The 21,597-nt window shown below is 42.5% G+C and carries 21 protein-coding genes; 6 read left to right on the top strand and 15 right to left on the bottom strand.

Annotated features, from left to right (window positions below; all coding sequences use genetic code 11):
- Positions 1 to 141: 141 nt before the first annotated feature.
- The gene (locus tag H5123_RS14680) at positions 142 to 1,164 is read right to left on the bottom strand and encodes a zinc-binding alcohol dehydrogenase family protein (RefSeq protein WP_182698440.1); all 1,023 of its coding nucleotides are present in this window, start codon (positions 1,162 to 1,164) and stop codon (positions 142 to 144) included.
- A 190-nt stretch (positions 1,165 to 1,354) separates the two neighbouring features.
- On the opposite strand from H5123_RS14680, the gene H5123_RS14675 reads away from it, so the two are divergent.
- The 4 genes from H5123_RS14675 (at position 1,355) to H5123_RS14660 (ending at position 5,958) form a co-directional block, all read left to right on the top strand.
- Positions 1,355 to 2,248: a LysR family transcriptional regulator gene (locus H5123_RS14675; RefSeq protein ID WP_182698439.1), complete on the top strand. Its 894-nt coding sequence runs from the start codon at positions 1,355 to 1,357 to the stop codon at positions 2,246 to 2,248.
- 235 nt (positions 2,249 to 2,483) lie between these two features.
- On the top strand, positions 2,484 to 3,227 hold the full coding sequence (locus tag H5123_RS14670) for a fumarate reductase cytochrome b subunit (RefSeq protein ID WP_182698438.1): 744 nt from the start codon (positions 2,484 to 2,486) through the stop codon (positions 3,225 to 3,227).
- 9 nt (positions 3,228 to 3,236) lie between these two features.
- Positions 3,237 to 5,231: a fumarate reductase flavoprotein subunit gene (locus H5123_RS14665; RefSeq protein WP_182698437.1), complete on the top strand. Its 1,995-nt coding sequence runs from the start codon at positions 3,237 to 3,239 to the stop codon at positions 5,229 to 5,231.
- A gap of 1 nt (position 5,232) precedes the next feature.
- On the top strand, positions 5,233 to 5,958 hold the full coding sequence (locus tag H5123_RS14660) for a fumarate reductase iron-sulfur subunit (RefSeq protein WP_182698436.1): 726 nt from the start codon (positions 5,233 to 5,235) through the stop codon (positions 5,956 to 5,958).
- A gap of 199 nt (positions 5,959 to 6,157) precedes the next feature.
- On the opposite strand, the gene rho is transcribed toward H5123_RS14660, so the two are convergent.
- Positions 6,158 to 7,420, bottom strand: coding sequence for a transcription termination factor Rho (rho, locus tag H5123_RS14655; RefSeq protein ID WP_124017248.1), 1,263 nt, complete (start codon positions 7,418 to 7,420; stop codon positions 6,158 to 6,160).
- A 221-nt stretch (positions 7,421 to 7,641) separates the two neighbouring features.
- Positions 7,642 to 7,968 (bottom strand): thioredoxin TrxA, encoded by a 327-nt coding sequence (trxA, locus tag H5123_RS14650; protein WP_124017249.1) that lies wholly within the window; start codon positions 7,966 to 7,968, stop codon positions 7,642 to 7,644.
- A gap of 153 nt (positions 7,969 to 8,121) precedes the next feature.
- Between trxA and rhlB the strand changes: the two genes are divergently transcribed.
- Entirely contained in the window at positions 8,122 to 9,426 is a 1,305-nt protein-coding gene (gene rhlB / locus H5123_RS14645) for an ATP-dependent RNA helicase RhlB (protein WP_124017250.1), read from the top strand.
- A gap of 3 nt (positions 9,427 to 9,429) precedes the next feature.
- Positions 9,430 to 10,365 (top strand): exopolyphosphatase, encoded by a 936-nt coding sequence (locus tag H5123_RS14640; protein ID WP_182698435.1) that lies wholly within the window; start codon positions 9,430 to 9,432, stop codon positions 10,363 to 10,365.
- A 99-nt stretch (positions 10,366 to 10,464) separates the two neighbouring features.
- Here the strand turns inward: H5123_RS14640 and H5123_RS14635 are convergent, their stop codons facing one another.
- The 12 genes from H5123_RS14635 to H5123_RS14580 form a co-directional block, all read right to left on the bottom strand.
- A complete protein-coding gene (locus H5123_RS14635; protein ID WP_124017382.1) occupies positions 10,465 to 11,016 on the bottom strand; it encodes a thioredoxin family protein in 552 nt (183 codons plus the stop codon).
- Positions 11,017 to 11,229: 213 nt separating this feature from the next.
- Positions 11,230 to 12,243 carry a porphobilinogen synthase gene (gene hemB, locus H5123_RS14630; protein ID WP_124017252.1) on the bottom strand — a complete coding sequence of 338 codons (1,014 nt, stop codon included), beginning with the start codon at positions 12,241 to 12,243 and terminating at the stop codon, positions 11,230 to 11,232.
- 14 nt (positions 12,244 to 12,257) lie between these two features.
- Positions 12,258 to 14,180, bottom strand: coding sequence for a diguanylate cyclase (locus H5123_RS14625; RefSeq protein WP_182698434.1), 1,923 nt, complete (start codon positions 14,178 to 14,180; stop codon positions 12,258 to 12,260).
- Positions 14,177 to 14,998 carry a TatD family hydrolase gene (locus H5123_RS14620; RefSeq protein ID WP_182698433.1) on the bottom strand — a complete coding sequence of 274 codons (822 nt, stop codon included), beginning with the start codon at positions 14,996 to 14,998 and terminating at the stop codon, positions 14,177 to 14,179. The genes H5123_RS14625 and H5123_RS14620 overlap by 4 nt, the downstream gene beginning before the upstream one ends.
- A gap of 24 nt (positions 14,999 to 15,022) precedes the next feature.
- A complete protein-coding gene (locus H5123_RS14615; RefSeq protein WP_124017255.1) occupies positions 15,023 to 15,547 on the bottom strand; it encodes a hypothetical protein in 525 nt (174 codons plus the stop codon).
- A gap of 53 nt (positions 15,548 to 15,600) precedes the next feature.
- Positions 15,601 to 16,350 carry a twin-arginine translocase subunit TatC gene (tatC, locus tag H5123_RS14610; protein ID WP_124017256.1) on the bottom strand — a complete coding sequence of 250 codons (750 nt, stop codon included), beginning with the start codon at positions 16,348 to 16,350 and terminating at the stop codon, positions 15,601 to 15,603.
- 12 nt (positions 16,351 to 16,362) lie between these two features.
- A complete protein-coding gene (gene tatB, locus H5123_RS14605) occupies positions 16,363 to 16,767 on the bottom strand; it encodes a Sec-independent protein translocase protein TatB (protein WP_124017257.1) in 405 nt (134 codons plus the stop codon).
- 6 nt (positions 16,768 to 16,773) lie between these two features.
- Complete coding sequence (tatA, locus tag H5123_RS14600; protein ID WP_124017258.1) at positions 16,774 to 17,007, bottom strand: Sec-independent protein translocase subunit TatA; 234 nt, start codon at positions 17,005 to 17,007, stop codon at positions 16,774 to 16,776.
- A 110-nt stretch (positions 17,008 to 17,117) separates the two neighbouring features.
- Positions 17,118 to 18,767, bottom strand: a complete 1,650-nt coding sequence (ubiB, locus tag H5123_RS14595) for a ubiquinone biosynthesis regulatory protein kinase UbiB (protein ID WP_182698432.1) — start codon at positions 18,765 to 18,767, stop codon at positions 17,118 to 17,120.
- Complete coding sequence (locus H5123_RS14590; RefSeq protein WP_182698431.1) at positions 18,764 to 19,384, bottom strand: SCP2 domain-containing protein; 621 nt, start codon at positions 19,382 to 19,384, stop codon at positions 18,764 to 18,766. Before H5123_RS14590 ends, ubiB begins: the two co-directional genes overlap by 4 nt.
- Complete coding sequence (ubiE, locus tag H5123_RS14585) at positions 19,384 to 20,139, bottom strand: bifunctional demethylmenaquinone methyltransferase/2-methoxy-6-polyprenyl-1,4-benzoquinol methylase UbiE (protein WP_124017261.1); 756 nt, start codon at positions 20,137 to 20,139, stop codon at positions 19,384 to 19,386. Before ubiE ends, H5123_RS14590 begins: the two co-directional genes overlap by 1 nt.
- A 256-nt stretch (positions 20,140 to 20,395) precedes the next feature.
- Positions 20,396 to 21,430 (bottom strand): formimidoylglutamase, encoded by a 1,035-nt coding sequence (locus tag H5123_RS14580; RefSeq protein ID WP_404948319.1) that lies wholly within the window; start codon positions 21,428 to 21,430, stop codon positions 20,396 to 20,398.
- Positions 21,431 to 21,597 lie beyond the last annotated feature (167 nt).

Here is a 21,597-nt window from a genome sequence, read left to right as displayed (position 1 = left end):
CTCGTTTAGGTGAGAGTTTATTGGTTATTAGCTCGGTGAAGAGGGATCCTTCACGGCCGTGTTTAGATAAAAAAACGCGCTGGATGCAAAACATGCAGCGCGATTAAGTGATGAGGTACTGCGGATTAACGAAGCAGAGCGTTAAGCTACAAATCCTTCCAGGACTATTTTCCCGACACTCGTGTTAGTTTCTATTTGCTGGTGGGCACGGGTCAAGTTAGCGGCATTGATGTGACCATAATGTTCGCCCAGAGTGCTTTTTATCGTGCCGGCATCAATGAGTTGGCTCACTTCATTGAGTAAGTGGTGTTGGGCAATCATATCGTCGGTAGCGAACATGCTACGGGTAAACATTAATTCCCAATGCAGTGAAATGCTTTTTAGTTTTAGCTTCATAATGTCGATTGGTTGTAGGGGATCGTCAATTAAGGCTATTTTGCCCTGTGGCTGAAGCGATGCGACGATTTCGTCAAAGTGACTGTCGGTGTGATTTAAACTGATAACATGGGTCACGTTATCAAAACCGGCATTATTTAACTCAGTTGATAAGGGTTTACTGTGGTCGATCACAACATCGGCTCCTAAGCTCAGAACCCAATCGCGGCTTTGCTGACGAGAGGCTGTAGCAATCACTTTAGCGCCAGTAAGTTTAGCTGCCAATTGCACTAAAATAGACCCGACACCACCGGCTGCACCTATAATCATAATCCGCGCATCTGTTGCGCTGCCATCTTTAGGTAAGCCCAAGCGATCAAATAAAATTTCCCATGCGGTAATGGTGGTTAACGGTAATGCTGCCGCTTGTGCATCTGTTAATGATTGCGGTTTATGACCCACTATCCGTTCGTCAACCAACTGATATTCGGCGTTGCTTCCTTGGCGAGTAATGTCACCTGCATACCATACTTTATCTCCAACTTTGAATAAACTGACCTGATCACCAATGGCTTTGACGGTACCCACTGCATCATAACCAATGATGTTAGGCTGGCCTTCTGCAGGCTGTCTTGCTTGACGAACTTTTGCATCTACAGGGTTAACGGCTATGGCTTGTACTTCAATTAATAAGTCATGCCCAGTGGCCACTGGCGTTGCAATTTCAATATCTTGAAGTGCATTTATCGCATCAATATTGCCTGCTTGATAGTATCCAATCGCTTTCATTGTGACTCCTTGAGTGGTGAAGAGTGTCAGTTATGCTGAGTTTATACGTGCTGAATGCTAGGTTTTGGTTATTGTGGCCTAATTTATTGTTAAAATTAACAGGGTAATATTTGTATCTTTACCAAATTATTTTTGGTAAAGATGAGGCTGACACAAGCAAAATAACCGAGTATTTACGCTGGGATAACAGATGTTAATTAACGATTTAAGCTTGTTTGTTAGGGTGGCTGATTGTGGCAGCATTGCAGGCGCTGCAGTTGAGTTAGATATTTCAGCTGCCGCCGCGAGTGCCGGATTAAAGCGCTTGGAGAAACAATTAGATGCAGTACTGTTTATTCGTACAACTAGAAGCTTACGGTTAACTGCGCAGGGTGAGCGTTACCTTATTCATTGTCGTGAAGCATTAGCTAGCTTGCTGTTAGGTGAGCAAGCATTGGCGAGTGAAAAAGGGACTATTTCGGGCGAGTTAACCGTTTCTGTATCATCGGATTTTGGCCGTAATGTGTTACTGCCATGGTTAGATGGCTTTTTAAATGATTATCCTAATTTGTCGATTAAGTTAGATATTGGCGACAATTTGAGTCATTTCTTACATGATAAAATTGATGTTGCTTTGCGTTATGGTCAGCCGCCTGATTCTAACCAAGTGGCATTTACGATTTGTAATACTCGACGTATTTTATGTGCTTCGCCTGGTTATATTGCGCAACATGGCATGCCAGAAACCTTGGCACAGTTAAGCCAACATAACTGTTTAATTTTTAAATTAGACCAACGTGATCATGATTTATGGTCGTTTAATCGAGATCAGCAACAATATAAAGTTCGTGTTAGTGGCAATCGTAGCAGTAACGATGCAGAAATTACCCGGCGCTGGGCAGTTGCGGGTCAAGGAATTGTATTTAAAGTGGCTCTTGATGTTGCTGATGATTTGAAAACCGGCAAGTTAGTACCGATACTTACCGAATATATTGGTGAGTCAGTTGCGCTAAACTTGATCTGTCCAGGTCGCGAGCATGTCACTCCGGTCATGTTGCTATTGCGTGATAAGTTACGCCAACATTGCCAGCAATTATTACCGTAATGCGACTTTTTTAGCTAAAGCGTTCGATAGGTTTGAACTACCGAACACTCGTGCCTATATTTAGTTAACTATCAGTATTGTTTAGATTTTACTTTCTAGTTTGTGTGACCGGCTTCTAACTCCCGCTGATTAGTAGGTGAACATTATCACGGTTTGATGATTGTTCATTGCCGCTATTGAAAAACTCTTGCTATGGTCAATACTTGTTATTGTGCCTGACAGGATATGATGCTTTATGGCTGCGAATTTTTTGCAAGGGAAAGCCGAACGTGCGGTAAATACCGATAAAGGTTTTACTCACCCTCTTTGGGCTGCTCGTGCGGATAAACTACAAAGTCTATCTGGAGTGTTGCTGGGGCTCTTTCTGGTGCTGCATTTGCATTTTGAGTCGAGTATCTTGTTTGGCAAAGAAGCTTTCTACCAAGTGGCACAGTTTCTTGAGGGCGGAGTATTTAGTGAAACTGGCCATGGCTACCCTTTGGTGACCCAAATTTTTTCCTGCTTTATGTTATTGGTTGTGCTGATCCATGCGGTATTTGCCTTACGTCGTTTTCCGACGCAATTAGGTCAATGGCGCGCCTTACGAAATCAAATGCGTTTTTTACCCCATGAAGATACCAAAATTTGGTTTTGGCAAATGATCACGGGTTTTTTATTGTTCTTCCTCGTACCAACGCATTTATTCACCATGATAACCCATCCTGAAATAGGCCCACATCTTTCGGCTGAGCGGGTGTATCACTTCAATGCTTGGGCGTTATATATCCTGCTGTTACCGGTCGTTGCAGTGCATGGCGTATTTGGTTTATATCGCGTGGTGGTGAAATGGGGCTTGGTTGAGCAACGTTTTGCCATGCTCAAATTTGCTAAGGTGTTGTTAGCGTATTTAATGGTGTTAGGAGTGGCGAGTTTGCTGACTTATCTTTTGATTGGCCACTCGTTAGCGTTGCCCGTAGTGCCATATATGTCGACCTTATAAGGAATTCGCATGAAAATTATCTATACCGACACCTTAGTGGTTGGCGCAGGGCTGGCAGGATTAAGAGTCGCGATAGCATCAAAAGATCGCGGACTTGATACCTTAGTTTTATCGCTTATTCCTGCAAAACGTTCTCACTCTGTCGCTGCCCAAGGTGGTATGCAAGCCAGTTTAGCCAATACCATTAAAGGTGCTGGTGACGATGAAGATATACATTTTCAAGATACGGTAAAAGGTTCTGACTGGGGCTGCGATCAAACCGTGGCTCGAATGTTTGCTCATTGCGCGCCTAAAGCGGTAAGAGAGTTGGCTCAGTGGGGCGTCCCCTGGACTCGAGTGACTAAAGGCGACAGACAAGTGATTGTTAACGCAAAAAAGGTCACTATTACTGAGGCTGAGGCTGCTCACGGATTAATTAACGCGCGTGACTTTGGTGGCACCCAAAAATGGCGCACTTGTTACACCGCAGATGGTACCGGTCATTCTTTGTTGTACGCTGTCGATAATAAGGCTATTTCGTTAGGTATTCCTGTGCACGAGCGCATGGAAGCATTAACCCTTATCCACGACGGCAAGCGCTGTCATGGGGTGATTGCTCGCTGCTTAATTAGCGGTGAACTGCGTGCTTATATCGCTAAATCGACCACCATTGCCACTGGTGGTTACGGACGGATTTATGCTGTGTCGACCAATGCCATGATTTGTGAAGGTATCGGCCAAGCGTTGGCGTTAGAGACTGGCGTCGCGACGCTGGGCAATATGGAAGCGGTACAGTTTCATCCTACGGCTATCGTACCGGTGGGGATTTTAACCACAGAAGGCTGTCGAGGTGACGGTGGTGTACTGCGCGATAAAGACGGTTACCGCTTTATGCCTGATTATGAGCCCGATAAAAAAGAGCTAGCTTCTCGCGATGTGGTCTCTCGCAGAATGACCGAGCATATCCGCAAAGGTAAGGGGGTCAATAGTCCTTATGGGCCGCATTTATGGCTAGATATAACCTTATTAGGTCAAAAGCACATCGAGACGAATCTGCGTGAAGTGAAAGAAATTTGTGAGAACTTTCTGGGCATCGATCCGGTAAAAGAGTGGATCCCGGTTAGGCCGACTCAGCATTATTCTATGGGGGGCATTCGGACTAAGGCGAACGGAGAAAGCCCGCAATTATCAGGATTGTTTAGTGTTGGAGAAGCCGCTTGCTGGGACATGCATGGCTTTAATCGGCTCGGCGGTAATTCTTTGGCGGAAACTGTGGTTGGCGGGATGATTATTGGTAAATATGTTGCTGATTTTGGTGAGCAAAATAGTTTGGTGATTGATACTGAATTAATTGCGCAGTTTGCGCAGCAGTTACAAACTGAAATAGATCAGTTAATTGACGGCGAAGGTACTGAAGACCCCTTTAAGCTTAAAGCTGTGATGCAAAAAATTATGATGGATTACGTGGGTATTTTTCGAAATGGGCCGGATCTTGAGCTGGCTGTTAATCAATTGTCTGAACTACTTGAACGTTCGAAAAATTTGGGCTTAAAGTGCAAAAAACGTCATGCCAACCCAGAATTAGTTGAGGCGTTAAGGATTAAACGGATGCTGAAAGTCGCGCTTACCGTTGCATGTGGAGCCCATGCTCGCACAGAAAGTCGTGGCGCCCATTCTCGTGAAGACTTTCCACAACGTAACGATAAAGACTGGTTAAACCGGACATTAACCAGTTGGCCAGATACCGATAGTTTTCGGCCCCAACTGCGCTATGAAGCGATTGATGTCATGCAAATGGAGTTACCGCCCGGGTATCGCGGTTATGGTATTGATAATGTTATTGCTCATCCTGATACGCAAAAACGTCAGCAACAGGTTGAAGCTATTTTGGCTGATCTAGATGAAAACACCGATAGGCATGTCAAGCAAGCGGCATTAATGCCTTTTGAGTTACCCGAAGAATATCAACCTGGAAATCAGCGATTAACTGATGTCATAGCGAATGCTTCGACGGGAGTAAAGTAACATGAGTCAAGCTCGTACGTTAACCTTCTCTATTTTTCGATATGACCCACAAGAGCCTGGTGATAAAGCGAAAATGGTCAGATACAGCCTAACTGAAACACCCGGAATGACGGTGTTTATCGCCTTAAATCAATTACGTGAAACTCAAGACCCATCGCTGCAATTTGACTTTGTTTGCCGTGCAGGTATTTGTGGCAGTTGTGCCATGGTGATCAATGGTAAACCGACTTTAGCTTGTCGAACCTTAACCGCTAATTATCCTGATGGGCATATTAAGCTCATGCCATTACCAGGCTTTGAGCTGATTGGCGATTTATCGGTGAATACTGGCAAATTTATGCGCCAATTATCTGAGCGCTTAGCGCTGTGGTTGCATCCCAATACAGCTGATAATGATATTCATCGAATTGAAACACCGATGTCGCCAGAAGAAGCCACCAAACTTTATGAGTTAGAGCGATGTATAGAGTGCGGTGTGTGTGTATCAGCTTGTGCCACTAAACAAATGCGTGAAACCTTTGTTGGCGCTGTGGGGATGATGAAAATTGCCCGTTTTGAATTAGACAGTCGTGATACTCGCAGTGCAGATGATTTTTATCATGTGATTGGTAATCAAGACGGTGTTTTTGGCTGTATGACATTATTAGGTTGCCAAGATACTTGCCCGAAAGATTTACCGCATATGCAACAAATTGCCTATTTACGTCGAAAAATGGCATCTGTTTAAGGCGGGAAGAGCGTTAATAAACGCTAGAATGATAACCGGCGATAGCAAGCTGAAAGCCTAGAGACTAATACTTTTATCGCTGCGGATCGGGAGAGTAGGACTGAGTCTTATCAGGATCTTTAGTCATAGGTTATTGAGACATAAAAAATGCCGCTAAATAAGCGGCATTTTTGCGATTATAGTGCGTGTCGGTAATAAATTACTTAGCGCGCTTCATTGCAGTGAAGAATTCTTCGTTAGTTTTGGTCATAGCCAATTTATCGATTAAGAATTCCATTGCTGAAACTTCATCCATTGGGTGTAAGATTTTACGTAAAATCCACATCTTCTGAAGTTCTTCCGGTGTCGTTAGTTTTTCTTCACGACGAGTACCAGAGCGGTTGAAGTCAATCGCTGGGAATACGCGTTTTTCAGCGGCTTTACGAGAAAGGTGTAACTCTTGGTTACCAGTACCTTTAAACTCTTCGTAAATCACTTCATCCATTTTTGAGCCGGTATCAACAAGCGCGGTAGCGATAATGGTCAAGCTGCCACCGTGTTCGATGTTACGTGCTGCACCAAAGAAACGCTTTGGACGATGCAGTGCGTTAGCATCGACACCACCGGTAAGCACTTTACCTGATGATGGGATAACCGTGTTATATGCACGAGCTAAACGAGTGATAGAGTCTAACAAAATCACCACGTCTTTTTTATGCTCAACAAGACGTTTTGCTTTCTCGATAACCATTTCGGCTACTTGAACGTGACGGCTGGCTGGTTCATCAAAGGTAGAAGCAATCACTTCACCTTTAACCATGCGTTGCATTTCGGTCACTTCTTCAGGACGTTCGTCAATCAGTAATACCATTAACACCACATCTGGGTTGTTGTAGGTAATACTTTGAGCAATGCTTTGAAGTAATAATGTTTTACCCGCTTTAGGCGGCGCAACAATCAAACCACGCTGACCTTTACCGATCGGTGAACATAGATCAAGGATTCGCGAGGTAATGTCTTCAGTAGAACCATTACCGCGTTCCATACGAAGACGTTCTTCAGCATGAAGTGGGGTTAAGTTTTCAAATAGGATTTTATTACGAGAGCTTTCTGGTTTATCGAAGTTAACTTCACTGACTTTCAATAGTGCGAAGTATCTTTCGCCTTCTTTTGGCGGTCTGATTTTACCAAAAATACTGTCACCGGTTCGCATATTAAAGCGGCGGATCTGGCTTGGAGAAACATAAATATCGTCAGGACCCGCAAGGTATGAGCCATCTGAACTTCTTAAAAATCCAAATCCATCTTGGAGGATTTCTAATACACCGCCACCGAAAATGTCTTCTCCGCTTTTAGCGTGAGCTTTCAAAATAGAGAAGATGATATCTTGTTTACGGGTACGAGCCATGTTTTCCAGATTCATACTTTCAGCAAGCGAAACTAGATCTGAAATTGGCGTGTCTTTTAATTCTGTTAAATTCATGTATGGGAGTCTTGTATTGCGCGACGAAGCTTACCGCAATCAATCAGTAAGGTTGAAAAGATATTTTTTGATTGATAAGCGAGAAGAGGTTAATTGAAAAAATCTGATGATTAAATTAGCACTTTATGTGTTGGCCGTCCAGAAATTTAGACTAAATAAAAACTAAAAATGGCACAAATTGTTTAAAACTTGTGCCATTTAACATTTTTAGCTACTTCTGATTAGATTTTAGCGTCAATGAATTCTTTTAGTTGCGTCTTTGATAATGCACCCACTTTGGTTGCTACCAACTCGCCAGCTTTGAATATTAACAATGTTGGAATGCCACGCACGCCGTATTTAGCTGGTGAAACGCTGTTTTGGTCAACGTTAAGTTTTGCTACGGTCAGTTTGCCTGCATATTCTTCAGCAACGTCGTTGAGAATTGGAGCAATCATTTTACAAGGACCACACCACTCAGCCCAGAAGTCTACTAATACTGGTGTTTCAGACTTTATTACATCGTTTTCAAAGCTGTCATCGCTTAGGTATACAATTTTATCGCTCATGTTGTTCTCCAGATTTGGTTCCATTGCTAGTTTATTAATGGCTTACCATGTATATTGGGTCAGTTAAATAGCTTTTCAAGAGACCGTTTTAGTAATGTAGCTATTTCAAACGATCGAATCTTTTTTTGCAACCCCTACAGGTATGCTTGTGCTATGAGCCAAACACATTTATCGACCAAGAAATTCGCCGACTTCCCTTTAAAGCCCGAAGTACTAGCGGCGTTAAACGAGAACGGCTTTGAGTTTTGCACGCCCATTCAGGCGTTATCTTTACCAATATTACTTAATGCAAAAGACATTGCCGGACAAGCCCAAACCGGTACAGGTAAAACCATGGCCTTTTTAGTGGCCACGTTTAACCATTTATTAACCGTTGCTGCACCAGAGGGTCGCAAAGTAACAGAACCTCGCGCTATTATAATGGCGCCAACCCGTGAGTTAGCAATACAAATAGCCAAAGACGCTAATTTATTAGCGGCACATACCGGACTCAAAGTCGGTATTGTTTACGGTGGCGAAAGCTATGAAACTCAACGTGCAGTATTAGACAAAGGCGTTGATATTCTGATTGGTACCACAGGGCGTATTATTGATTATGTTCGTCAAGGTGTCATCAGTTTAAGCCACATTCAAGCAGTAGTGCTTGATGAAGCTGACCGTATGTTTGACCTTGGTTTTATTAAAGACATTCGCTTTTTATTCCGCAGAATGCCTGATGCTAAGTCACGCTTAAATATGTTGTTTTCTGCCACGCTTTCAATGAAAGTGCAGGAATTAGCTTATGATCATATGAACGACCCTGAAAAAGTTGAAATTGAACCATTAGAAAAAACCTCTAAAAATATCAAAGAGGAAATTTTCTATCCGTCAATGGAAGACAAGATGCGTTTATTACTGAGCTTAATCGAAGAAGATTGGCCAGATAAAGCGATTGTGTTTTCGAACACAAAACACAGCTGTGAAAAACTGTGGTCTTATTTAGAAGGTGATGGTCATCGAGTGGGTTTGTTAACTGGTGATGTTCCACAAAAGAAGCGTATTCGTATTCTTGAGCAATTTACCTCTGGTGATTTAGATTTATTAGTTGCAACAGATGTTGCCGCTCGTGGCTTGCATATTTCTGATGTGTCACACGTGTATAACTATGATTTACCAGATGATTGTGAAGATTATGTGCACCGTATTGGCCGTACAGGCCGCGCAGGACAAAAAGGCATTTCGGTGAGTTTTGCATGTGAAGAATATGCATTAAATCTTCCCGAAATTGAAACCTATATTAATCATTCAATTCCCGTATCTAATTACGATCGAGATGCACTTTTGGATGATATTCCTGCACCAGTTCGTATTCACCGCAAGCCTGCGCCATCTCGTTCACGCGATGGTGCGAGTAAAGGTGCGCATCGTAGTGGCGGCAATACTTCGCGTCCTCCACGTCATAGGACCCGTAGACCATAGTCAATGCTAACAGTATCTCAACCCTATGCGGCGATAACATTAGGTTCTAACAGTTTTAATATGTTGGTGGCTAATTCGGTGGGAAATAAACCGATTGTTATCGCTAAATATAAGCGTAAAGTTCGCCTTGCCGAAGGTATAGGTGACGATGGCATGTTGTCTGAACATGTTATGCAGCGTGGTTTAGAATGCTTGGCCATGTTTGCCCAGATGTTAAAGCAACACCATATTAATAGTGCTAACGTTGCCGTATTTGCTACCGCGACATTGCGTGTTATTGGTAATGCCGATGAATTTCATCAACGTGCGATGCCTATTTTACAGCATCCCATTGAGGTTATTTCAGGGCTACGTGAAGCTGAACTCATTTATAAAGGCATGGTGGCCACCACTAAAGGTGAGGGGCGCCGGTTAGTGATAGATATTGGCGGCGCCAGTACCGAGTTTATTATTGGTGACGGTAGTAACGTGCTGTTTAAAACCAGCCTGCCAATGGGATGTGTGCTGTTTAATCAACGATTTTTTAGTCAAACACCACTACAAATCATCGATGTTGAACAGGCAATAGACTATGTTAATCATATTTTGGCTGAATGTCGGCCTCAGTTGCTCGACTTTGGTTGGCAAAGTGTTGTCGGCGCTTCTGGAGCTGTGCAATCAGTCGTATCTGTATTACAGCACAGACAACGCCCAGAAGTGATTACCCTTAAGATTTTGTATGCTTTTCGTGATGAAATATTATCGCAAGCAGATGCCAGGCTTAGTGGCATTAAGGGCTTAAATGCCGAACAAGCTCCTACATTTGCGGCGGGAGTGGCAATATTAATCGCGCTATTTGAAAGCCTTTCTATTAGTCGTTTACATCTTGCTGGTGGTGCACTTCGTGAAGGTGTATTACAACTGTTAGCCGATCGTATCGCCGCTAAAGCATCGATGTAGTGGCTGACATAAGCGCAATAAAAAATAGGTCGCCCATGGCGACCTTTTTTGATTATTTAAGTGATGACGATATTTGAGTTAAATAAGTCATTTACATCACTACTTTAAAATCTCAACTAAATCGGCTTCTAATGTGGCTTGCGGGCGTTCAACGATACGACCTAGCTCATTGCCTTGTTGTTTAACGATAAACGTTGGAATTCGGCTGAATGCGTATTTTGCCGCTAAACCTTCGGGATCCTGCTTGTTTCGGTCGACACCAATGTATTCAACCTCAATGTTGGGATTGGCTGCCGCTTCAATAATTCGCATAAAGTGCGGTGTTTCGCGATGGCAGTCTGGACACCAAGTGCCAATAATCACCACTATTTGTATCGGTTGTTTAATGGCTTTGAGTACATCGATGGCTTGCGCATCAACTTGATAATTAGTGAACCCTTCAGCATAGCCTGGTAATTGAGTTGTTAGAGTTTGTGGTTGGATTATGCCAGTTAAAATCACTTCTTGTTTCTCCTCGCTGCATGTTGCAATAAAGCCTTGTTGATCTTTTTCAAATGCGCATCCAGGATTTGCTGATGCGGCCATAGGCAACATTTGGGTACTGAAAAAGAGTGCGGTTGTGGCCAATAATGTTCTAACGTTATTGTGCATGATAATGTCTCGCTTAAGAAGAAAATACTGTACTTGAGTGTATTCAAGCATGCTTAATCAAGTCTGTTAAGAGGCGATAGCTTATGATGCAATGCTGATCACGATAATAGGAGAATTCACTTACTCAATAGGGTTAATGCTAGTGCAGAGTCTGGGGTATAAAATAAAAAGCCAACCCTGAATGGATTGGCTTAATACCTCAATAAGCGAGTTTTATTGGTTTTGCTCTTTAAGCCACTGGGCCGCGCGTTTAGCAAAGTAGGTTAAAATACCGTCGGCACCAGCGCGTTTAAAGCAAAGTAACGACTCCATGACAATGGATTTTTCTGCAAGCCAACCGTTTTGAATAGCGGCCATGTGCATGGCGTATTCACCGCTGACTTGATAAGCAAAAGTCGGTACCGCTAATTCTGTTTTAACGCGGTGTACTATGTCTAGATATGGCATACCGGGCTTAACCATTACCATGTCGGCACCTTCTTGGATATCTAATGCCACTTCATGTAAGGCTTCGTCGCTATTGGCAGGATCCATTTGATAACTGTGTTTATTGCCACCTTTTAGGTTGCTAGCCGATCCGACAGCATCACGAAATGGTCCATAATAGCTGGATGAATATTTAGCGGAATAAGCCATAATTTGGGTATTCACAAAGCCATTAGCTTCTAGAGCTTGGCGAATTGCGCCAATACGACCGTCCATCATGTCTGATGGCGCGACAATATCAGCACCTGCAGCAGCATGTGATAGCGCTTGTTTGACTAAAATGTCTGTAGTGATGTCATTGAGGATATAACCCGTATCATCAATGATACCGTCTTGCCCATGAGTCGTGTAAGGATCTAAGGCGACGTCAGTCATGATGCCAAGCTGTGGGAATGCTTGCTTTAATTCACGTACTGCACGTTGTACTAAACCATCAGGATTATAAGACTCTTCTGCAAGTAAGCTCTTTTTATCTGCCGGTGTTACCGGGAATAACGCGATAAGTGGAATACCAAGTTCAACCAGTTCAGCGGCCTCTTTTAATAATAGATCAACTGAAAAACGCTCGATACCCGGCATTGAAGCAATTTTCTCTGAACGTTGAAAACCTTCCAACACGAACATTGGATAAATCAGATCGTTAACGGTTAAAGTATTCTCAGACATTAAACGACGGCTAAATTCATGTTTACGCATGCGGCGCATTCTGCGCTGTGGAAAAGCACTGGTAATAATATTCAATTTCGACTCCTGGTTTAGATCGTGTCTGTTTCACGCTGGTAATAGCAGACTTGGTTTCGACCACTGCGTTTAGCTTGATACAGGGCTTTATCTGCTTGTTCTAGTAATAACATTGGATGCTCATCACTGTCGATAATGGTCTCGCTAATACCAATGCTAACAGTAACGGGTATTATGTCTTCATTGTGTACTATGTTGAGTTCACTAACGGCTTGGCGAATTTGCTCTGCAACGAGCAGAGCACCTTCAATATCTGTGCAAGGCAAAATAATAGCAAATTCTTCACCACCAAAACGTGATACGAGATCCGTTGGACGTTTTACGTATTCAGACAGTGTGTTGGCTATTGCCCTTATGGTGTGGTCGCCACCAAGGTGTCCATATTTGTCATTAATATTTTTAAATTTATCGATATCAATCATTAGCAAAGACATTGGCGTTTGCTGACGACGGCTAATACGACCTTCAGCAATGAGACGGCGATCAAAAGCGCTGCGGTTTTTTACCCCTGTCAGGCTATCGATAGTATTTTGCTCAGTGAGCTTTTGATTAACCTCACTTAGTTCGCGCAAGGTAATTTCTAACTCAAGGGTACGCTCTTGTACCATTTTTTCCAATTTTTCACTGTTCTCTGCTTCACTTCGAAGTGCTTCTTCACGGGTTTCACGCAATTTTTGGGCTTGTTCTAACGTGTGTTGCTGGATCTCAAATTTGGCTTTTCGTTCATCGTTATAGCGTAACGCAAGCACTGCAGCCATAGTAATAACTTCAAAGGTCAGCCCTAGCATTATGGGTATTTGCGGCGATATATTGGTAGAGATCAGGCCAAGATAAATGAGTCCTGTAACAATACAACCCAACATAAATCCCATACGGCCAATGGCGTATAAAGGGGCATTCCGTTGGCCGCCGAAGGCTTGGATCAAGGAGAATGCCATCAAGATAGTACTGATTGTTAATACCACAAATACCAATACATACAGGGCAGAGCTGTAATTAATAAATGGCATGACAATCGTTAACCCAAAACTCAGTACTGCCATGATGCGGCATATACGTAACATTTTCAGATTATGATATTTAAGTTGTAAAACTTTTTCAGTAAACATCAATGAAAATCCCAGGGTTAAGGGGATAACAATAATGAAAATATACTGCTGCATAATGGGCCATTGAGGCCACAAATAGCGAAATGATACTCCGTGTATTGACGCCGAGAGTATCGTGAGCCCTAATACATAGCCGCTGTAATAACTGTAACTAAAAGATGCAGAAGCAAGTGCAATGAATAAACTGAACAAGCAAATCGCAAGTAGTACACCTATTTGCATGCCACTGAACAAGTTCTTGGTTTCGGTCAGTTGGGTAAGATCATTCGATGACCACAATATCAATGGTAAGCTGATGGTACCTTTATTATCGATTTTGAGATAAAAAGTATGGGTATCACCAGGTTCAAAGTTAACGGGATATAAAAAAATATTACTTTGTAATGGCCGTTGCTTAAACGGTAATGTATCTCCCATGACTTCAGTGCTGACCAGTTCCCCATTAATCAGGTGGTATATTTTAACGCTGTCGAGCAAAGGATTGTCTAAGGCAATAATGCGTGCAAGATGATCATTGGGCGTAAATATACTAAAACTCACCCAATAGTTTTTAACGCCTATTTTATAGGGGTGATCTGTGTTGAGCTTTTTCCAGCTATTTTCTGGCTGTTGTAATAATTGGCTTAGGGTTTCAATGTCGTTACTTTGATTGGCATATACCCAGTCTTGCAATTCAATTTTGGTGATGGAATTAGCGGTTAGCCGCAGCGGAGTAGGGTAAAGGGTATTAGACCAACTACTTTGGCTAATGAGCAGTAACAAAAGTCCAACAATAATCCTAACATGATATTGATTGTACAGCGTCAAACAACGATATCTTATGCTCATAGTGCGTCGTTACTCGTGTGTAGAACCACAGGTAGTTGGAAAAAATCACAACTGTTTTGGTAACATTGTTGCGCTAATAATATCGGCGACTGTTGACGTAAATTAGCCATATACTCAACAATATAAGGTAAGTATTGGGGGAGGTTCTTACTCGATTTTGGTTTAGGTCGCATGCTGCGCGGTAATAAATAGGGGCTATCTGTTTCTGCCATTATGCGATTATTGGGGATCAAAGGTACTAGTTTTGCTAAATCTTGGCCTCGGCGTTCATCACAAATCCACCCTGTAATACCAATATATAAATCTGTGTCTAGGCATTCAATCAACTCATCTCTGTTACCCGTAAAGCAGTGAAGTAAAGCATTTGGAAGTTGAGTTCGATATTCATTTACTATGGCAATAAAGTCGCTGTGGGCTTCACGGCAATGCATTAAAACCGGCATATTGAGTTCACAAGCCAGTTCTAATTGGGCGGAAAATGCTTTTCTTTGGGCAGCTCTTGGAGAGAAGTCACGGTTGTAATCAAGGCCACACTCACCAATCGCCACCACAGTATCTTGCTGCGCAAGTTGTGTTAAACGTGTTTTGCTGTGTTGATCCCAAGAGGATGCATGATGGGGATGAACACCGGTAGTACAGTAGAGTTGTTGCGGATATTGTTGGCAGGTTGATATGGCTTCAGTGCTTTCATCGAGATCGCTGCCAATAACAATTAACGGCGAAACATGGTGTTTCGCCGCATCATTAATAACAGTGTCAATATCGTGCTTGAGCCTTTCGCTAAGCAGATTGACAGCAATGTCGATGTATTGAGTCATGTCATCATAATCAAAGTAATCAGGCTACTTTAATCGTTTAACTCGAGTCGTCGCATTACGATCATCACTGCCTAATAAAAACGAGTTTAATGCACCCGTTTCAATGAATATGTGTTGACCCTTTTTGATTTTATAATACTTGGAGCTATTTTGTTTCCACACTTGGCCATTGTTCAATGTGATTATAAATGCGCCTAAAGCATCTTTTTTAACGCTGACGACCTCTGAGTAAATCTTACTGACTTCATCTTCTATTACTTTCTTTTGCAATCCAAAATCATCAACGCTTAATGCTTTTGGGCTGGCAACAACAGATACTGCAGCGGCTGGGACTGTCGCGACTTCAGGTGCTATAGAATTGACAGGGCTTGCTGTAGCCATAATATGGGCACTGGGTTTAGCATTCGCCGCTAATGTGTCATAACAGGTCAATCGCGCCGTTTTGTCGGTTTTAGCGGCGCATATAGACAGCTGCTGACCAAGATTGGTATTGGCATATGCATTAGCTGACATCAATATGATCCCAGCAGCAATTAAACTTAAACGCATTGATTGTTCCTTATTATTATTTGCTTCTGAGCCTTAGAGACTTGTGCTATTGCCTAACTATCAGCTTGTTCGTTCTCTGGCTCATCATCTTCATTTTTACTGTAAAAACGTGCAGCGATTAGCCCACCTTCAAACAATAACAGCATTGGGATTGCTAGCATAGTCTGCGAGATAATATCTGGTGGTGTCAGTATCATACCAATAACAAAGGCGCCGACAACGATATAAGGACGTTTTTGACGTAACTCGTCAGGTGTAGTGACACCCGCCCAACAAAGTAAAACCACTGCTACTGGAATTTCAAAGGCTAAACCAAAAGCAAAAAACAGCTTTAAAATAAAACTCAAATAACTGCTGATATCAGTAGCGACTTGAACGCCTTCAGGAACTACGCTGGTAAAAAAGCCGAAAACAACCGGAAAAACGATGTAGTAAGCAAAGGCTATTCCAAGGTAAAACAGCAAGGTGCTACTAGCCAATAAGGGCACGACTAAGCGCTTTTCATGTTTGTATAACCCAGGGGCAACAAACGACCATACTTGATAAAGGACATAGGGAATGGCAATGAAAAATGCTAACACCAATGTTAGTTTAAATGGTGCAAAAAAGGGTGCAGCCACGTCGGTTGCAATCATGCTACCTGTTGCTGGCAGCGATCGCATTAATGGTAGGGCGATGTAGTGATAAATATCGTTGGCCCAATACACAATAGCAATAAATACCAGTAATACGCTGCCAATGGCTTTAAGCAATTTATTACGTAATTCAAGCAAATGGCTAATAAGCGGTTGCTGTTGCGACATGAATTATCCGTTTTATTTAGGGGTTGAGCTGCTTTCGCTAGTCACTTCTGATGACTTAGCTTCTGCGACAGGGGCCGAAGGTTCAGTTGGTTTTGCTGGAGTAACAGGTGATGTGTCTTCAACTTTGTAAGGTCGATTCACAGATGCAGCCGCTTTTTTTAACTGATCAATTGATTCTTGTAGCTCTGGCGATAAACCAGATAAGCCTTTGCTTTCCGCTTTTTTTAAATCAGCATGCAACTGATCAATTTTAAGCTCTTGTTCAAGTTCATCTTTGACAGAGTTAGCCATGCGCTTGAGTGCGCGGATCCAACCCGTTACTGAACGCACTGCAATCGGAAGTCTTTCGGGGCCGAGAACCACTAGCCCCAAAATACCGATCAGCAGCAGCTCCATAAAGCCGATACCGTCAAACATAATAAATTACGCCTGTTTATCTTTAGATTCAGGTTGCTTTTCGTCAGCCTGTTGCGAGGTCGCTGCTGTCTTGTCTTTATCTTCTAATGATTTACTTTCATCTTCTGGTGTCATGGCGTTTTTAAAGCCTTTTACTGCCCCGCCTAAATCACCGCCCAAAGAACGTAATTTTTTAGTTCCAAATAATAGAATGACAATTAACGCTACGATTAGAAGCTGCCAAATACTGATGCCGCCCATGAAGATTATCCTCTTTAAATAAAAAATGGTTTTTGTAAAAAAATTAATTCAAAATCCACAATACCACCCAATTCTTTAAGTATTATGAACGTCTCATAAATTAGTGCTAGCTAAAATTTACGATTCTTTGGTCTAGATCGCCATCCTACCGCCCAAATTAATATACCAACACTAATACAGGTATACGTTGGCCATAGTGTAGCTATCTGAGTAAATAAAATTGTGCCACAGATCAATAATACAGCAGAAGTGATAAGTAGATAATTACTTTTGTGAGATTTTTGCTGATATTTTAGGTACTTATCAAGCATCTGCTGTTGGGTGCCGAGTAATTTACGGCCTAATTTTAAGTTATCATAAATCAGTTCAGGAAATTCGGGGAGTTTATCGGCCCAAAACGGTGTATTGGATTTGACTTTTTTGAACATGGCTTTAGGGCCGACTTGCTCAGACATCCAGTTTTCTAGGAAGGGTTTTGCCGTTTGCCATAAATCTAATTGTGGATATAACTGGCGGCCTAAACCTTCAATATACAGTAAGGTTTTTTCCAATAATACCAGCTGTGGTTGCACCACAATATCAAAGTGGCGAGCTGTTCTAAACAGCTCCAGCAATACATGGCCAAATGAAATTTCATCAAGTGGTTTGTTAAACATGGGTTCGCACACTACTTTTACAGCTTGTTCAAAAGCAATGATATCTGTGTGTTCTGACACCCAGCCAGACTCAATATACAGCTGAGCAATCCGGTGATAGTCGCGATTAAAAAAGGCTAAAAAGTTTTCTGCAAGATAGCGCTTATCCACCTCGGTTAAGGTGCCCATAATGCCGCAATCTAGGCCTATATAGAATGGGTCGTCTGGATGTTCACGACTGATAAAGATGTTACCCGGGTGCATATCGGCATGGAAAAAATTATCGCGAAATACTTGAGTAAAAAAGAGTTCTACGCCGCGTTCGGCAAGCAGTTTAAAGTTGGTTCCTTGTGCGCGTAGCGCTTCGGTATCAGAAACTGGAATACCGTAAATACGTTCCATGACCATTAATCGTTGGTAGCTATGTTCTTCGTATACAAATGGCACGTACAGCGAATTGGAATCAATAAAATTATTGCGCAGCCTGATGGCGTTAAGTGCTTCGAGTTTAAGATTTAGCTCGCCCAAAATAGTGGTTTGATAATCTTCAATCACTTCAGCAGGGCGTAAACGATTACCTTCACCTAATATTGCTTCCAGGATATTGGCTGTTTGCGTCATTAACTGAAGGTCAGCTAAAATTTGCTGCTCAACATTTGGGCGTAATACTTTAAGCACCACAGCTTTACCGTTAGATTTTAAGGTTGCGGTATGAACTTGTGAAATTGAGGCTGATGCTAATGGGGTATCGTTAAAATCATCAAAGTAGGTCGTGATGGGTGCACCCAGTTCAGCTTCGATTGCTTGGCGTGCTAAAGCAGAATCAAACGGCGGTACTCTGTCTTGCAGCATAGCCAATTGATAAGCCCATTCGTCGTCAAGTAAATCTCGACGAGTCGACAGCATCTGCCCTAGCTTGATGTACACCGGTCCTAAATCTTGCATCGCCAGCTTTAAGCGTTCGGCAGGTGATTTATCTTTGTGTTTATTACGGATCCAAAACAGACTATTGCGCAGGATTGAGAAATACCAGGGCTTTTTGTGTCGAGGAATTAGGTCATCTAAGCCAAAATGTAAAATGGTTTTAATGACATGGTAACCACGCCTGATACTTGCAGTTGTCATTGAGTTATGTTTTCTCTTAATTGGGCTATTTTGGCTTCAATACTATCGGTTTGGCTAACGAGCTCATCCAGATTATCACGAAAATGTAGCCATTCAATTTTATGCGGTGCCAGACGATATTCTTCAGTGGTTAACTGGCTGATGTGCGAGCGTGTTTTATGGATGACTTGCTTAATATCATGGCTAAATTGTTTGGCGCCAGAGACAATTTTATGTGTCGGAGCATCACCGATATAGCGTGATAATGGCTCGGCAAAATCAACATGAATGTGCTGTAAATAGTGGCTTAATGATTGTAATAATTGAATATCACCTTGCAAGCTGAGCTTATCTTGTTTGATGAGCTCAGTTAAGTTGGCACCTTCGGTAAGCTGATATAAAGTCGATATATCAGCGCGCACAGTTACCGCAACGTCACCTTCATAATGGCTAAGCACTTGAACTTGCTTAGCAAATACTAAGTAAATAGGCCAATTTAACTGGCTTAACTGGATACAAAATACTTTGCCGTGCAATGATTTTTGTCGCGCATAGTCACTTTTAGCCTGTGCTGGCAGTTGGTTAAAAGCGGTTTCTATCGCGGCACAAGTTAGCAAAGCAAAGTGATTAGGCATCATTAGAACTTATAACCTCTGTGCAATGCGACAACGCCGTCTGTCATATTGGTGTAGTCAACTTGCTCAAACCCAGCATCTATCATCATTTGCTTAAGGGTTTCTTGGTCTGGGTGCATACGAATAGATTCAGCTAGGTATTCGTAGCTGTCAGCATCTTTGGTGATTATCGCGCCCATTTTTGGCAATACTTTAAAGCTGTACATGTCGTACACTTTGCGCATTAACTCATGTTTTGGGGTAGAAAATTCCAATACTAAAAGTTTCCCACCCGGTTTTAAGACGCGCTTCATCGAGCGTAACGCGGCATCTTTATCGGTTACATTACGTAAACCAAACGCAATAGTAATGATATCAAAATGGTTATCTGGAAACGGCAGTGCTTCAGCGTTAGCTTGTACATAGCTGACGTTATTGACTATGCCTTTGTCGCGTAATTTAGTGCGACCCACTTTGAGCATAGAATCATTAATATCGGCAAGTACCACTTGGCCACGTTCGCCAACTAAATGAGAGAACTTAGCGGTTAAGTCACCTGTTCCACCGGCTAAATCCAGCACTTTCATACCTGGGCGAGCTGCAGCGACTTCAATAGTGTGACGCTTCCAAAAGCGATGAATACCAAAAGACATTACGTCATTCATAATGTCGTATTTTGCCGCGACGGAATGAAACACATCAGCGACTAAGTCTGCTTTTTTATCGGCTTCGACAGTTTTATATCCAAAATGAGTGTTTTTTGGTTCGCCTTCAGACATCGGTATATTCCTATAATGTGCGATTATTAATAGCAAGTGTATGCCATTGCGAATGATTGCTGAAATGTTGCGGTGTGAGAGTGTGACAACAATCAATTAGTTGTCTTGCTTTACACCTAATATACATTCCACATCAACTTGAACATAGCAATGATCTTCGCGCCAATTAGCCTCAATAAATATCCACTATTAGGGCTAAAAATTTGCACTGCATTAGAGCATAAAATTAGTGTTTAATGAATAGCTGCTACAGATTCTAATTGAGACAAGTTAGTCGTCCCTGGATATATGCATAGATTAGCTCGCTTAGACTTTGGCCTGCATCGCGATATCCCGCATCTATCCCTGCGTGATGACATGCTGGAGCGGCTTCGGCAAAATGAGCATAACGACATGAACAATGCTTAGCGATATAGTGCACATAATGACAGGCATCGAGGAGCGGAATACCGGCAAAGGTAGCCGCGCTGCTAGGCATATTGGCAATTGCATCGACATCAAGCTCTAATGCTACTGGCAGTTGAGTTTGATTTAATGATTTAGCGATCTGTTTTAATGCTGTTTCAAGTGACAGTTCACGCCGGATCCAAATTTGTTGAACACTGTTCCATGTAGCGCCAAACAAACTCAGTTGTTCTAGGGTTTGTTCGCTGTTTTTTAGCTCGTGCAATCCGAGGATATGATAATGGTCGAGGGCGCCATTAGCTGCCGCGTAACTGAACCCATTACCACTATGGCGGCCTTCACGCGGTCTAAAGTCACTGTGAGGATCAAGGTTTACCGCTGCAACGGGTAAGCCTGTAATAGCCTTAGTCGCCATCAATAATCCATAGGCATTGTTGTGGCCGCCGCCAATGACGATAGGTTCTAGCCCGGCTTGCATTACATCACTTATCGCAGTAATAACGATGTCATCTAATTGCGCAGTTGCATCACGTAATTGTTCAATACTTGCGGTTATGGGTAGCGAATGGTCAAGACTAATTTGCCCCAAAATGGCACATTCATTGCCATTAAGAAAGCGATTGGACTGTAAGTTTAGCAACTGCTGCATGCTGGCGATAAAGGCATCATCCGCTCCACCCCGGCCTAAATTAGCTCTTGGTCCAACATCTTCTGCAATGGCGATAATGGCAAACTGTGCGCCAGCAGATTTAGCCTGCTGGGCATTTTGTGCTAATGACCATTGTGTCGATGCCAGATAAACTTGCTGACCGAGTTTTGCTTCATTAGGCCGCAAGGTTAATAAGCTATCGCAGTGCTGTTGGGTAAATGCACTAAACATGATGATTCTCCAAATTACCTGAAAGACAAGATTCAGAGTCTCATCATCGGTTTCAATTCGAGTTAAAAATACAATCTAATGCGCTGTCATTGTATGCATTTCTATACCACGAAACAGGGCCGATGATGGACTCCAAAGGGCCAGTGTTTTTGGCCGCCAGCTTGCGTTAACCA

The sequence above is a fragment of the Shewanella sp. SR43-4 genome (assembly GCF_014163845.1).
GTDB lineage: Bacteria > Pseudomonadota > Gammaproteobacteria > Enterobacterales > Shewanellaceae > Shewanella > Shewanella vesiculosa.
This window is presented reverse-complemented; position numbering and strand designations above follow the sequence as displayed.

Coding starts and splice junctions, on each gene's coding strand:
- H5123_RS14680 (WP_182698440.1), bottom strand. CDS start 1,164: ATGAAAGCGATTGGATACTATCAAGCAGGCAATATTGATGCGATAAAT.
- H5123_RS14675 (WP_182698439.1), top strand. CDS start 1,355: ATGTTAATTAACGATTTAAGCTTGTTTGTTAGGGTGGCTGATTGTGGC.
- H5123_RS14670 (WP_182698438.1), top strand. CDS start 2,484: ATGGCTGCGAATTTTTTGCAAGGGAAAGCCGAACGTGCGGTAAATACC.
- H5123_RS14665 (WP_182698437.1), top strand. CDS start 3,237: ATGAAAATTATCTATACCGACACCTTAGTGGTTGGCGCAGGGCTGGCA.
- H5123_RS14660 (WP_182698436.1), top strand. CDS start 5,233: ATGAGTCAAGCTCGTACGTTAACCTTCTCTATTTTTCGATATGACCCA.
- rho (WP_124017248.1), bottom strand. CDS start 7,420: ATGAATTTAACAGAATTAAAAGACACGCCAATTTCAGATCTAGTTTCG.
- trxA (WP_124017249.1), bottom strand. CDS start 7,968: ATGAGCGATAAAATTGTATACCTAAGCGATGACAGCTTTGAAAACGAT.
- rhlB (WP_124017250.1), top strand. CDS start 8,122: ATGAGCCAAACACATTTATCGACCAAGAAATTCGCCGACTTCCCTTTA.
- H5123_RS14640 (WP_182698435.1), top strand. CDS start 9,430: ATGCTAACAGTATCTCAACCCTATGCGGCGATAACATTAGGTTCTAAC.
- H5123_RS14635 (WP_124017382.1), bottom strand. CDS start 11,016: ATGCACAATAACGTTAGAACATTATTGGCCACAACCGCACTCTTTTTC.
- H5123_RS14625 (WP_182698434.1), bottom strand. CDS start 14,180: ATGAGCATAAGATATCGTTGTTTGACGCTGTACAATCAATATCATGTT.
- H5123_RS14620 (WP_182698433.1), bottom strand. CDS start 14,998: ATGACTCAATACATCGACATTGCTGTCAATCTGCTTAGCGAAAGGCTC.
- H5123_RS14615 (WP_124017255.1), bottom strand. CDS start 15,547: ATGCGTTTAAGTTTAATTGCTGCTGGGATCATATTGATGTCAGCTAAT.
- tatC (WP_124017256.1), bottom strand. CDS start 16,350: ATGTCGCAACAGCAACCGCTTATTAGCCATTTGCTTGAATTACGTAAT.
- tatB (WP_124017257.1), bottom strand. CDS start 16,767: ATGTTTGACGGTATCGGCTTTATGGAGCTGCTGCTGATCGGTATTTTG.
- tatA (WP_124017258.1), bottom strand. CDS start 17,007: ATGGGCGGCATCAGTATTTGGCAGCTTCTAATCGTAGCGTTAATTGTC.
- ubiB (WP_182698432.1), bottom strand. CDS start 18,767: ATGACAACTGCAAGTATCAGGCGTGGTTACCATGTCATTAAAACCATT.
- H5123_RS14590 (WP_182698431.1), bottom strand. CDS start 19,384: ATGATGCCTAATCACTTTGCTTTGCTAACTTGTGCCGCGATAGAAACC.
- ubiE (WP_124017261.1), bottom strand. CDS start 20,139: ATGTCTGAAGGCGAACCAAAAAACACTCATTTTGGATATAAAACTGTC.